At 68.6% G+C, this 13295-nt stretch carries 11 protein-coding genes; 7 read left to right on the top strand and 4 right to left on the bottom strand.

The window, feature by feature from the left end:
• Positions 1-155 precede the first annotated feature (155 nt).
• Complete coding sequence (locus V3391_RS03740; RefSeq protein ID WP_332077058.1) at positions 156-878, top strand: carbonic anhydrase; 723 nt, start codon at positions 156-158, stop codon at positions 876-878.
• A gap of 430 nt (positions 879-1308) precedes the next feature.
• Here V3391_RS03740 and V3391_RS03735 read toward each other — a convergent pair whose 3' ends face one another.
• The gene (locus V3391_RS03735; RefSeq protein ID WP_332077056.1) at positions 1309-4149 is read right to left on the bottom strand and encodes a S8 family serine peptidase; all 2841 of its coding nucleotides are present in this window, start codon (positions 4147-4149) and stop codon (positions 1309-1311) included.
• Between the two features lie 174 nt (positions 4150-4323).
• On the opposite strand from V3391_RS03735, the gene V3391_RS03730 reads away from it, so the two are divergent.
• The 5 genes from V3391_RS03730 (at position 4324) to V3391_RS03710 (ending at position 7879) form a co-directional block, all read left to right on the top strand.
• A complete protein-coding gene (locus V3391_RS03730) occupies positions 4324-5499 on the top strand; it encodes a thiolase family protein (protein ID WP_332077055.1) in 1176 nt (391 codons plus the stop codon).
• 126 nt (positions 5500-5625) lie between these two features.
• Positions 5626-5961, top strand: a complete 336-nt coding sequence (locus V3391_RS03725; protein ID WP_332077054.1) for a hypothetical protein — start codon at positions 5626-5628, stop codon at positions 5959-5961.
• 205 nt (positions 5962-6166) lie between these two features.
• Entirely contained in the window at positions 6167-6529 is a 363-nt protein-coding gene (locus V3391_RS03720) for a hypothetical protein (RefSeq protein WP_332077053.1), read from the top strand.
• 349 nt (positions 6530-6878) lie between these two features.
• Positions 6879-7472 carry a bactofilin family protein gene (locus V3391_RS03715; RefSeq protein WP_332077052.1) on the top strand — a complete coding sequence of 198 codons (594 nt, stop codon included), beginning with the start codon at positions 6879-6881 and terminating at the stop codon, positions 7470-7472.
• A gap of 2 nt (positions 7473-7474) precedes the next feature.
• Positions 7475-7879, top strand: a complete 405-nt coding sequence (locus V3391_RS03710) for a hypothetical protein (RefSeq protein ID WP_425497191.1) — start codon at positions 7475-7477, stop codon at positions 7877-7879.
• Positions 7880-7995: 116 nt separating this feature from the next.
• On the opposite strand, the gene V3391_RS03705 is transcribed toward V3391_RS03710, so the two are convergent.
• From V3391_RS03705 to V3391_RS03695, 3 genes are read right to left on the bottom strand one after another with little or no spacing between them, the layout of a single operon-like run.
• A complete protein-coding gene (locus tag V3391_RS03705; RefSeq protein WP_332077051.1) occupies positions 7996-8238 on the bottom strand; it encodes a DUF6587 family protein in 243 nt (80 codons plus the stop codon).
• An 11-nt stretch (positions 8239-8249) separates the two neighbouring features.
• Positions 8250-10106, bottom strand: a complete 1857-nt coding sequence (feoB, locus tag V3391_RS03700; RefSeq protein ID WP_332077050.1) for a ferrous iron transporter B — start codon at positions 10104-10106, stop codon at positions 8250-8252.
• Positions 10103-10348: a FeoA family protein gene (locus V3391_RS03695; protein ID WP_332077049.1), complete on the bottom strand. Its 246-nt coding sequence runs from the start codon at positions 10346-10348 to the stop codon at positions 10103-10105. Before V3391_RS03695 ends, feoB begins: the two co-directional genes overlap by 4 nt.
• Before the next feature lie 394 nt (positions 10349-10742).
• On the opposite strand from V3391_RS03695, the gene V3391_RS03690 reads away from it, so the two are divergent.
• Positions 10743-13256 (top strand): sensor domain-containing protein, encoded by a 2514-nt coding sequence (locus tag V3391_RS03690; protein ID WP_332077048.1) that lies wholly within the window; start codon positions 10743-10745, stop codon positions 13254-13256.
• Positions 13257-13295: the final 39 nt, after the last annotated feature.

The raw sequence follows: 13295 nt of genomic DNA, 5'->3' as shown, positions 1-13295 counted from the left end.
GTCATGAAAACGCCACCTTCGGGTGGCGTTTTTCTTGGCGGGACGCGTGTGGCTTGCCGGATCTGGCGATGTCGACCCGCGCATACGCTGCATCACAATCGCCGGTGTAGGCTGACGCGCCGGCGTCGCGCGACGCCATCCTTCCGGAGAGTTCGATGCTGCGTTCGTCCCGTTCCCGTGTCCTCGTCGTCGCCATTGCCGCGTTGCTCACACCCGCGTTCGTGTCCGCCCAGCAGTACGACTACGAGCGACAGGAAACGTGGCAGTACCCCGCGTCGCTGGGCCAGTCGCCGATCGACATCCAGCGCACCGTCGCGACCGAAGGCGACATGGAAGAAGCCCAGGCGATCGAGCTGCGCGACACCGAAGCTGCGTTGCGGGTCGTGGACAACGGTCACTCGGTCGAAGTGGAAGCGCACGGCCCGGACGCGTTGATCCGCGGACGGCATTTCGAACTGATGCAGTTCCATTTCCATGCCGCCAGCGAACACACGATCGACGGTGAATCGTTCCCGCTCGAAGGCCACTTCGTATTCAAGGCGAAGGACGGCCGTCTCGCCGTGGTCGGGGTGATGTACCGCGAAGGCGACCCCAACAAACTCGCCGGCGAAGTCCTGGACGCGCTCGGCGATGCACGCGAAGGCGAGATCGAACGCGAAGACATCGCGATCATGCTGCCGCGCGACAAGAGCTATCACCACTACCTCGGCTCGCTGACCACCCCGCCGCTGACCGAGAACGTCGAGTGGTACGTGCTGGACACGCCGGTGACCCTGTCCGCCGCCCAGATTGCCGGCTTCAATGCCCGCTACAGCCACAACAACCGCAAGGTCCAGCCGCTCAACGAACGCCCGCTGATCCATTACGCGGCGCATTGAGTGCTGGCGCGCTCACGCGCGGCCACGCCTTTTCTGCTCTGCACCTCTCCCTCCGGGAGAGGTCGATGCGCAAAGCGCATCGGGTGAGGGCGAGGCGTTCCGAACTGGCTCTAACATCACCTCTCCCTCGGGAGAGGTCGACGCGCAACGCGCGTCGGGTGAGGGATGGAGACGGGTAGAGAATACGTGGGTTGCGCCTGCGATCGATCGTGAAAACTGCATCGGCAAGATCGCCAGCGAAAGTCACGAGGCTTGTGGCTCGCTTGCCCTCACCCGACGCGCGGCGCGCGTCGACCTCTCCCAAAGGGAGAGGTGTTACAGAGCTTCCGTCTCGCTGCACAACTTCCGTCTCGCTGTACAGCTTCCGCATCGCCGCAGCCGCAAAGAAAAGGCCGCCCGAAGGCGGCCTTTTTTGCGAGCAAGACGCAGGTCAGAACCCCACCGCAACCCGCATCGACGCCATCCGGTCGCTCCCCCGCGGACCGAAGCGCCGATCGACGCCGAGCAACATCCGCGCGCGCGGCGTCAGCCAAGATTCGACGCCGACACCGACCAGCCCCCCTGAACGGGCCGGCGCGAATCCGGCGATCGGCGCCCAAGCCTCGATCCCGGTGAAGCTCGCCTGCAGATCGAATCCGCTCGACGACAACGTCTGCTGCCATTCGCCGTATCCGTGCAGCGAGAATCCCGGCGCGTCCCAGCGCGCGCGCAAGCCCGCGATCGCCTGGCTGCGCTCGACATCCCAGCCCGCGCTGCGCAGGCCGAAGCCATCACCGCCGCGTTCGTCGAATCCGTCGCTGCGCAGCCGCACCTGCTCGGCGCCGACGTACGGACCGAATGCGGTCGAACCGAGCCGCCACTGATGGCCCGCCTCCACCGCCGCCTGCGTGTAGCTGCCGGCGTAGCGAGTCGACACGCCCTGCCAGTCCGCGCCTGCGAACAGCTGGCGCTGCATGTCACGATCGAAGCGGCCGCTGCCGAGCTGCGCCATGACGTAGCTGTCGCCGAAGCTGCGCGCCAGATACGCCTGCGCCTGTGTCTGCCGGTCGCGATTGCGATCCCCGCGCGCAGCGGCAATGCCGTCGCCGCGCAGCTCGCCGAACGCGAACCCGGCGACCAGTCCGTTGCCGAGCAGATGATCGCGGCCGATGCTCCAGCCATCGACGCTGAAGCCGTCACGTGCGAAGCCGCCGCTGCCGCCCTGCCCCAGCGACGTCTTCCACACGCCCGCCGCCGCATCGCGCGCCGCCAGCTCTCCCACGCGCGACGCGATCGCGCGCCGCCCCATGTCGACGTTGTCGAACGTGGCCGTCAGCGCCGCCGCATGTTGCGCGCCGGACATGCTGTCGAGCGCGGCGATCGCCGCGGCCTCGCTCTGGATGCCCTGAAATGCACCGGCCGCGCGGATGAAGCCATCGGCGATCGGACCATCGCCCACCGACGACTGGCCATCGATCTGCGAGAACGCGCCTTCGACGCGCTCGGCCGCGCCCATGGACTGCGGAGTGATGCTCGTGAACGATGCCGCCGCAGCCGTCACGTTGAGCCGGATGACATCGATCCAGGCAAGATTCGTGTCGTAGCGCAGATTGCCTTCCAGGAAAACGCCCGGGCCACTGGTGAGGCTGCCGAAAAACCCGGTCACGCCGCCCGCCGCCTCGACGACATTCTCGCGTCGTTGCGTCGTGTAACCACTGACGACGCCGGTCACCTGCAGCTCGCCGGCGAGGCTCGCGGTACCGGTCACCTGGAGTGGCGCGCCGATCTGCCAGGCGAGGCGCCCGCTCGATCCCTGCTGGAAGTTGCCGGCGATTGCGCGTGCACGCGTGTTGCCCGTAACCGCGAACGTGCCGTTATTGACGAGGTTGCCGCCGACCCGCGCGCCGCCGAACTGCAGCGCCGCGCCGGATGCGACGGTCGCCGCGCCCGGAATCGAGGAGGATTCGAACGCCAGCGTGCCGCCTTCGGCCCGGGTTGCGCCGCCATATCCGGCTGCACCGCTGAGCTTCAACGTCCCGCCGCCACGCTTGATCAGCCCGCCCGCACCCGTGATGTCGTTGGCCCAGGTCGACGTACCGCTGTTGAAGTTCGCGGTGACGTCGCCCCAGTCGAACTTCGCCGGGCCGCGCACGGCCTTGCCCACATTGAGTACGCCGTACCCGAAAACGGGATCCACCCCCGGCGCGCCGATGTCGGTCGCAGTGCCGAGAATGGTCTGACGCACGAGATCGTTGTCGAAATACGGGAATGCCTCCCACACGAGCGCGGCTGCACCCGAGACGAGGGGGGCTGCCAGCGACGTGCCGCTGTAGCGGTAATAGGTGGGCGCGTCCGGTGCATCGGTGGTGCCGGTGACGATCACCGTGCCCGGCGCCACCAGGCAATATCGCATCGCAACGCCACAGGCGTTCGAGTAACTCGCCAGTTGCGTGGTGCTGTTCTCCGCGAGCGCCGACACAGCGAGCCAACCGCGCTCGAGGTCTGCTGCAGGCGTGGTTCCGCTGGTACCGGCTTTGCTCGGCAGCGCCGCGGTGTCTGACGGATTTGCGAATCCGGAGTTGCCCGAGGCGAACACCACCAAACCGCCGTGATTGACGATGAAAGGCCGATACTCGGCGGCGATCTGGGCAGTGACGGCCAGGTTGGTCCAATACAGCCCACCCCAGGAGTTGTTCATGACCCTGACGTTCCGGCTGATCAGGTCGCCATGGATCGCGGTCAACCCCAACGGACCATTGATTTCATTGCCGCCGCCCGTACCGTCATCCTCCGGCGGCTTGTCACTGATGATCCGCGCGGAGACGATCTCCGCGTTCTGCGCCACGCCGCCCGGCCATGTCCCGAAGGGACGGCCCGCGGCGGTTTGCGCGACAGCCGTGCCGTGGCCGACGACATCGTCCACCGACAGGTTGTTGCCGGAGGCCCCGATGTACGTCAGGTTCGCAACCACCCGGTCACGCAAAGCCGGATGACTGCGGTTGACGCCGCTGTCGAGAAAGCCGATACGCACCCCGCGTCCCGTGAACCCGGCATCGTGCGCAGCGTAGGTATTGGTGTCAGCCAGATGCCGGCTGTACGCCGGATTCGGCGGCTGCACGACCGTGGGTGGTGGCGTGGTCGGCGGTGGCGCCAATGGCGGCGGCGTGGGCATCACGAGACCACCGCCCGATCCCCCGCCCCCGCACGCGGCGAGTGCTGTTCCCAGCGCACAGGCCAGCAAGGTCCGTGGTGTGTTTCGCGCGCCTCTGCGCGCCCTCTTTGCATTCGACATCCGTTTTCCCTCGTGATCTGCGGCCCGCGTGTCCGCATACACCCCTGTTACCGCATCTATACCCGTGATCCGCGGACGGCGCCATCGGGGAATCCTCCAGGCGCGCGACGCCGCCGCGCGCCGGGTGCGATAATCCGCGGACCATGCAGTTCACCTATTGGAGTCACCTCCCCCATGACTGACATCGTCATCGTCGGCGCCAAGCGCACCGCCATCGGTTCCATGCTCGGCCAGTTCACCGGCGTTCCCACGACGACTCTCGGCGCGACCGCGATCACCGCTGCGCTCGAACACGCCGGCGTGTCGCCCGATCTCATCGACGAAGCCATCATCGGCTGCGTGCTGCCGGCCGGCCTCGGCCAGGCACCGGCGCGCCAGGCGTCACGGGCGGCGGGCATTCCCGACAAGGCCGGCTGCGTGACCATCAATAAAGTTTGCGGCTCGGGCATGCAGGCGGTGATGTTCGGCCACGACCTGATCAAGGCCGGCACCGCGAAGTTCGTCGTCGCCGGCGGCATGGAGTCGATGACCAACGCGCCGCACCTGCTCAACGGCTCGCGCACCGGCATCCGCTACGGCAGCACCGAAATGCTCGACCACATGGCGTGGGACGGGCTGACCAATCCCTACGACGGCAAGTCGATGGGTGTGTTCGGCGATGTCGCCAGCCACAAGTACGGCTTCAGCCGCGAGGATCTCGACGCCTACGCGATCGAGAGTGCGACCCGCGCCAAGCACGCGATCGAATCGGGCGCGTTCAAGGACGAGATCGTTCCGGTGACCGTGGCGTCGCGCAAGGGCGACGTGTCCTTCGATACCGACGAACAGCCGGGCCGCATCCAGACCGACAAGATCCCGACCCTGCGCGCCGCGTTCGGCAAGGACGGCGTGCTGACTGCCGCCAGCTCGTCGAGCATCTCCGACGGCGCCGCCGCGCTGGTGCTGACCTCGGCCGATGAGGCCGCCGCGCACGGCCTCAAGCCGCTGGCCCGCATCGTCGCGCACGCCCGCCACTCGCACGAGCCGGAATGGTTCACCACCGCGCCGGTCACCGCGATCCGCAACGTCCTCGAGAAGGCCGGCTGGTCGATCGAAGACGTGGACCTGTTCGAGGTCAACGAAGCGTTCGCCAACGTCGCGATGGCGCCGATGAAGGATCTGGGCATCCCGCACGACCGCCTCAATGTGAATGGAGGCGCACTGGCGCTTGGCCATCCGATCGGCGCGAGCGGCGCGCGTCTGATCGTCACGCTGATTCACGCACTCAAGGCGCGCGGCCTAAATCGCGGTGTGGCAACGCTTTGCATCGGGGGCGGTGAAGCGACGGCAATTGCCGTGCAAATGGCGTGAACTTCGGATAACGTGTTTTTTACGAAAATACCACGCACATCCCGCTTGACAGCCGTCAGAGGCTTGTCATCATGTCGGCGGCGCGCATTAAGCGCGTTGCCCAAACTTTCAGACGAGGAAGACACAATGACGATCAACAAGGCTCTGCTTGCCCTGGCTCTGGGTATGGCACTGGCTGCTTGCAGCAACGCCGACCAGGCCAACAGCTCGGCTGAAGGCGCTGCTGAAGCAGCTGCCGACGCGCAGGCTGCTGCCAACCAGACGCAGGACCCGGCCGTTGCCGACACCGCGCAGGTTGCTGCTGACGACGCCGCCGCTGCTGCTGACGCCGCTGCCGACGCTGCTGCCCAGGCTGCCGCTGCCGGTACCGACACCGCTGCCGAGCACGCTGCCGACGCCGCTGACCACGCAGAGACCAAGGCCGAAGAAGCCAAGGACGCTGCTGAAGAAGTCGCGCCGTAATTTGCTTCGATGGCCCCGTGCCATCGGTAGTGGATTCGAAGGCCGCCGGGGTTTCCCCGGCGGCCTTTTTCATGCGCGACGTTCTGCCCCGTCACCGCAGAACGGCGATTCAGCGAAGCGTCGGCCATCGCGCCCGGCGTTTGCGCGGCCCTCACGCGGGCGCATTCAATCTGCGCGCAGTCCGATACCTCACAGGAGACACGCCATGCATTTCAAGCCGATGACCGCGATTGCCGCCGCCACGATTTCGCTGGCACTTGCCGCCTGCAGCAACTCCAACGATGCCGAGCGCGAGCGCGCCGAAGCCGCGGCCGCCACCGAGAACGCCGGCCAGGCGATCTCCGACGCCGCGTCGGCCACGGCCGATGCCGCACGCGCCACCGCCGATGCGGCCGCCCAGCACACGCGCGATGCCGCGCAGGACGCTGAGGTCGCCGCGCAGGATGCCGCGCGCCGCGCCGATGCGGCTGCCGACGAAGCGGCACGCGCGACCGGCCAGGCGACGCAGGAGGCCGGCCAAGCGATCGAGAATGCAGGCGAGCGCGTCGAAGAGCGCGCCGATCGCTGATCGCATCGACCGGTATCACCGGAAAGCCCGCCTCATGGCGGGCTTTTCTTTTGGGCAGCAGGCGGACGCATGCCGCGCGCGGCAGTGCCTGGGGATCGCGCGGGCTTCTGTATCGCGACCATGGGCTTCCCGATCTCTTGCAAGACGGGACGCCCACATCTCGCGTAACGCTTCTTGAACATGCGGCAAGTCATTGCCGCGTCTCGAATCCGCTCCGCCGGTCACAGTTGGCGGTCGTCGATTGCGTGCTAAGGTCGGAGTCCGCGTTTGCCCACCGCGGCGGCGTGGAATTCCCCTGTTCGAGCGGTCCTTTTCCGCTCTCCTGTCCATTTCCGAGGTAACGCGCGACATGGCCATTTTCCAGCAGTCCGGCACCGCCAAGAAGGATTCCCCCGCTTTCGGCACAGACGCGCCGCCGCCCGCGCCGGCCCGCGAGACGCCGCCGCCCGCAGTGGCGGATTTCCAGACCGCAACGCCGCCTGCGCCGCCCGCAACCGCACCTGCGCCTGCACCGGCTGCAGCGCCGGCGCCCGCGCCGCGTGCCGCAGCGCCGGTGAGCAAGGAATCGATCATCGCCGCCGACCTCACCATCGAGGGCAAGATCGAAGGTACGGGCGATGTGCGCATCGCCGGCCGCTTCAAGGGCGACGTCAACGTGCAGGGCAACCTGACCATCGAACACGGCGCCAAGCTCAACGGCGGCGTGCGCGCGCAGCAGGTGCTGGTGTCGGGCGAACTCGAAGGCAACATCGAATCCGCGTCGCTGGTCGAACTGCGGGATTCGGCGGTGCTGACCGGCGACCTCAAGGCAGGCTCGCTGACGGTGGCGTCGGGCTCGAAGATCCGCGGCCACATCGAGTGCGGCTGGGGCGACGTCAAGCCCGGTCCGGCGCCGGGCGGCAACGCCAAGGACAAGGCCGCCAACGACAAGTCCAGCGACTGACCGTGAGCAGTCGCCCGGGCGCGGCAGGTGCCACGCGCACCTGCCCGCACTGCAAGACCGTGATCCTGGAGAGCGCGTCGCGCTGTCCGGCGTGCCAGCATTTCCTGAAACTCGACGCCGCGCCCGGTTCACCGATCGTGGCGCGCAACACCGTGCAGCGCGAGGACACCACGACCGCGCTGCAGGTCGAGGGGCGCATTCGCCACCCGTCGGAGGGCGGCGCCTGGGAATATTCGGTCGTGCTGGTGATCCGCGACGAGGACGGCAAGGAACTCAACCGTCAGGTCGTCGGTGTCGGCGCATTGCTGGTGGGCGACGAACGCACCTTCAGCCTGTCGGTGGAAGTCACGCCGACCAGTGACGTGCGTCGTCCGACGCGTTCGCCTCTAAGCCGGGGACGCCACTAGCGTCTCCGCACCGCGCGCGGACCGAGGTCCGCGTCGCGGGCGTCGATGGGCGTCATCGCGGCGCAGTCGTGCGTCGCGCGCCCCGCTTCAGTCCGATCGGGAGCGCAGCAGACCTCTCAGCGCCTGGGCGGACCGCAGCTGTCGCAACCGCCGCATGTGTTCGCCGCGATCGGCGCCGGTGCGATGCGTTTTCCCAGCGCGCGCATCCACGTGGGGCGGCCTTCGCGCATCAGCGGCAACGCGACTGCGATGCGCAACCGTCGCGCCGCGTCCGGCGCCTGCTTCTTCAGGACGACCCATGCGCTGAGCAGCACGGCCAGCGCGACGACGATGTACTGCAGCAACAGTCCGGCGGTCATCGTCGCGATGCTCAGCCTGCGCCCAGGGCGCGGGCAATCTGGTAGGTCAGCAGCGACGCGAGATACGCCAGCGCGAACAGATACCCGGCGTTGAGCGCCATCAGCTTCCACGAACCGGTTTCGCGTTTGATCGTCGCCCACGTCGACAGACACTGCGGCGCATAGATGAACCACACGAGCAGCGACAGGCCAGTGGCCAGCGACCAGCCGTCGGTGATGATCGGCGTGAGCGCCTGCGCGGCCGCGGCGTCATCGGCGGCCGACAGGGCGTACACCGTCGCCAGGGACGCGACCGCGACCTCGCGTGCGGCGAGGCCCGGAATCAACGCGATGCAGATCTGCCAGTTGAACCCCAGCGGCGCGAACAGCACGGCCAGCGCATGTCCGATGCGGCCGCCGAAGCTGTACTCGATCGCCGCGCCGGTCGCGCCGTCCGGCGGCGCCGGGAACGACAGCAGGAACCACAGCAGCACCGTCAGCGCGAGGATGATCCCGCCCACGCGCTTGAGGAAGATCATCGCGCGTTCCTTGAGCCCGATCGCGAGATCGCGCGGATGCGGCAGGCGATACGAGGGCAGCTCGAGCAGCAGGGCGTGCTCGCTCTTGTCGCGCCGCCATTTCTTCATGACGTACGACACCGCGAGTGCGCTGAGGATGCCGGCGAGATAGAGCGCGAACAGCACCAGGCCCTGCAGGTTCAGCACGCCCCAGACCGTGCGCTGCGGAATGAAGGCACCGATCAGCAGCGCGTACACCGGCAGCCGTGCCGAACAGGTCATCAGCGGCGCGACCATGATCGTCGCGAGCCGGTCGCGCGGATCCTGGATCGAACGCGTCGCCATGATGCCGGGGATCGCGCAGGCGAAACTCGACAGCAGCGGAATGAAGGAGCGTCCCGACAGCCCCGCGCCCTTCATCGCGCGGTCGAGCAGGAACGCGGCGCGCGGCAGATAACCCGATTCTTCGAGCGCGAGGATGAAGAGGAACAGGATCAGGATCTGCGGCAGGAACACGATCACGCCGCCGAGGCCGGCAATGATGCCGTCGGCGAGCAGGCTGGTCAGCGGCCCGGGCGGGAGTGTCGTCGAGACCCAGGCGCCGAGCGCGGACGTGCCGGCATCGATCAGATCCATCACCGGCGTCGCCCACGCGTACACGGCCTGGAAGATCAGGAACATGATCGTCGCCAGCGCCAGCAGGCCGAACACCGGATGCAGCAGCCAGCGGTCGAGCGCGTCGTCGATGCGCGCGGTGCGGCGCGGCATCGTCACCGCCTCGGCGAGCAGCGCACGCGTTTCCGCGTGCAGGTCGAGGGTGCCATCGCCCGCCGGTGGCGTCCGCGGATGCGCGGCGACTTCGGCCAGTCGCTGCAGCAGGGCCTGCGCGCCATCGCGGCGGATCGCGACGGTCTCGACGACCGGCACGCCGAGTTTCGCTTCCAGTGCCGCGCGGTCGATCCCGATGCCGCGGCGCTGCGCGGCGTCGGCCATGTTCAGGGCCACGACCATCGGCACGCCGAGCGTGCGCAGCTCCAGCACGAAGCGCAGATGCAGGCGCAGGTTGGTCGCGTCGACCACGCACACCAGCACATCGGGCGCCGGTTCGCCGGGGTAGAAGCCGCGGCACAGGTCGCGGGTGATCGCCTCGTCCAGGCTCGCCGGCTGCAGGCTGTAGGCGCCGGGCAGATCGAGCAGCGCCCAGCCCTCTCCGTTCGGCCCGTGCATGCGGCCTTCCTTGCGCTCGACCGTCACACCGGCGTAGTTGGCCACCTTCTGGCGGCTGCCGGTCAGCAGGTTGAACAGCGCGGTCTTGCCGGCATTGGGACTGCCGACCAGGGCGAAACGCGGTGCCACGCGCGCGGTACTCATGCCGCAGGCGCCGCCCGCACGCGCACCCGCGCCGCTTCGCTGCGACGCAATGCGAAGCGGGTGTAGCCGATCTGCACCAGCAGCGGATCGCCGCCGAATGGTCCGGCCGCCATCACCTCGACCGGCTCGCCCGGCACGAAGCCGAGCTCGCCGAGCCGGCGCGCGATGGGGTCGACGGCGCCGACGGTGTCGATGTCTTCGACGAGGGCAGGCGTGCGGCGCGGCAGCTGGCAGAGATTCACGGGGCGATCTGGTATCGAGAATGGTTCGCAATTCTACGCCCGGGACGGGCGCTGGGGACCGGGTTGTGGCAGCACGTTGCGGATCCAGTCCGTTTCGCTACCGGAATGCCGCACCCGTCGTCGACGCACGCGCGGGATCGTCCGACGGTGGACGGCATGGCCGATCGCCCGGGGATCACCCGTTCTCCTTGCACGACATGGATCACGACGCCTCCCCGCCGGACACCACGCTCGTCCCGGACGGGGCGGCGGACGTGTGGACGTTTCCGCGCGACGGCGCTACAACCCATGTCGTCTCCCCTGCATCCGGAGTGGCGCTCGCGCCGCGCACATGACGCACCGATCGGGCATGGGACACACCGGACTGCTGGAGCGCAACGCAAGCGGATTAAGCTTGTCCGACGCGCTGTCGCTGGCGGCCGACGACCCCGATCTGCCCGACGACGTCCGCGCCCTGCTCGCCCGCGCACGCGATGGTCTCGCGGCCGCGCGTGCCGAGGCCGACGCGGCGGCGCTGCGTTACCACGCACTCTTCGATGCGGTGCCCGATCCTGTCAGCATCCTCGACGCCGACGGCATCGTGCTCGACCTCAACCGCGCCGGCGAGCAGGCCTATGGCCGGCCGCGGTCCGACATCGTCGGCCAGCCGATCGAAGTGCTGAATCCGGATCTGCCGCGCGACCACCTCGCACCGGTCTGGGACGCCGTGCATCGCGGCCGCACCTACGTCATCGAAGTCACCAACATGCGTGGCGACGGTTCGCGCTTTCCGGTCGAGGTGCACACCGCGGGCTTCGAACACGATGGTCGGCCGTGCCTGGTCGCGGTGGCGCGCGATCTCAGCGAGCGCCGCGAGGCCGAGGTGCGCTACCGCGAGCTGATGGACGTCATGGACCGCGGCATCGCGATCCACGATGTGTCCGGTCGCTTCGTCTACGGCAATGCCGCGGCGCTGCGCTTGCTCGGCATCCGTCAGGGCACCTCGCTCGGCGACATGTCCAATCTCGGCGAGTGGGTCGCGATCGCGCCCGACGGCGACGAGATGCCGTGGGATGCGCTGCCGCCGGTGCGCGCGCTGCGCGACGGCCGCATCGTCGAGAGCACCCTGGTCGGCCTGTACCACCGCATGCGCCGCGAGCTGTACTGGCTGATGGTCTCCGCCGTACCGCAGTACCCGCCCGGCGGTGATCGGCCGCACCAGGTGCTGTCGCTGTTCTCCGACGTCAGTGCGCTCAAGCGCGACAGCGCGATGTTCGACCGTGTGCAGGCGCTGGCGCACATCGGCGGCTGGGAGCTCGATTGCAGCACCGACCGGCTCTACCTCACCGCCGAAGCCGCGCAGATCCTCGATCCCGACCAGCCACCGCCGACGATGGAGGCACTGGTGGGCCTGCTGCAGCTGCCCGACCGCAACCGCCTGCGCGATGCGCTCGGCGCGGCGATGCTCAAAGCGGCAGGCTTCGACATCGAACTGCAGGGCCTGCGCAGCGACGGCAGCGCGTTCTGGGTGCGCGCCATCGGCGGGCCGCGCCAGGGCGATCCGGCGACCTCGCGGCTGACCGGCACGCTGCAGGACATCGCGCGCGACAAGCACGACGAAGCGATCCTGCGGGCGCAGGCGCGCACCGATCCGCTGACCGGCCTGCTCAACCGCGACGCGATCCTGTGCGAGCTCGAGGCGCGCATGGCCGATCCCGCGCGCGCCGGCGTGGCCGTGCTCTACATCGATCTCGACCGCTTCAAGTTCGTCAACGATGCGCTCGGCCATGCCGCCGGCGACGAGCTGCTGATCGCCGCCGCGCACCGCATCGGCCAGGCGGTCGGTGCGTCGGGCAGCATCGCCCGCTTCGGTGGGGACGAGTTCCTCGTGGTCTGCGATGCCGGCGCCGGCGCCAGTCATGCCGAGGGCGTCGCCAATGCGATTCTCGATGCCTTCGGCGACGGTTTCCGGTTCGACAAGGAAGAATTCTCGATCACCGCGAGCATCGGCATCGCGCGCGCGCCCGACGATGGCGACCGGCCGCAGACACTGATCCAGAACGCCGACGCGGCGATGTACGAGAGCAAGCGGCGCATCCGCAACGGCTGGCAGCTGTTCACGCCTGCGCTCGCGCAGACCCAGCAGGACCGGCTGCGCGTGGAAACGCATCTGCGCCGCGCGATCGACAACGACGAGTTCCATCTCGTCTACCAGCCCCAGGTCGATCTGCGCAGCCGGCGCGTGATCGCCGCCGAAGCGCTGATCCGCTGGCGCAACCGGCAGCTGGGCGAGATGCGGCCCGACCATTTCATCGATCACGCCGAGAGCACCGGCGACATCGTCCGCATCGGCGCCTGGGTGCTGCGCGAGGCCTGCCGGCAGAGCGCGGCGTGGCGCGATGCCGGGCTCGGCGTGGTGCGCGTGGCAGTGAACGTGTCCTACCGCCAGTTTCTCGGCGACGATCTCGCCACGCACGTGCGCGACGTGCTCGCGGAGTTCGCGCTGCCGGGCAGCGCGCTGGAACTGGAGTTCACCGAGCGCGTGCTGATCGAGGATGCGCCCGACACGCTGCGCACCTTCGCCGCGCTGCGCGACATGGGCGTGCAGCTGAGCATCGACGATTTCGGCGAGGGCTACAGCGGTCTGAACTATCTGCGCCGGCTGCCGATCCACGGGCTCAAGCTCAGCCAGCTGTTCGTCGGCGGCGTGCCGGGCGACCGCTCCGATGTCGCCGTGTGCCAGGCGGTCGCGGGCATCGCGCGCAGTCTGGGCCTGGGGCTCGTCGCCGAAGGCATCGAGTCCGAAGCGCAGCGGCGGTTCCTGCTGGATCTCGGCGTCACGGTCGGCCAGGGCTTCCTGTTCGCACCGGGACTCGCACCGGACGAATTCTCCCGGCGTCTGCACGGCGCGCCCGCCGCGTCCGTCTGAACACGCCCATCGGCGCCGGCCTGACCGGCGCACGCGGCC

It is taken from the genome of Luteimonas flava (genome assembly GCF_036584485.1).
GTDB lineage: Bacteria > Pseudomonadota > Gammaproteobacteria > Xanthomonadales > Xanthomonadaceae > Luteimonas > Luteimonas flava.
Note: the sequence above shows the minus strand (reverse complement) of the source record. Positions and strands in the feature narration are given on the sequence as shown.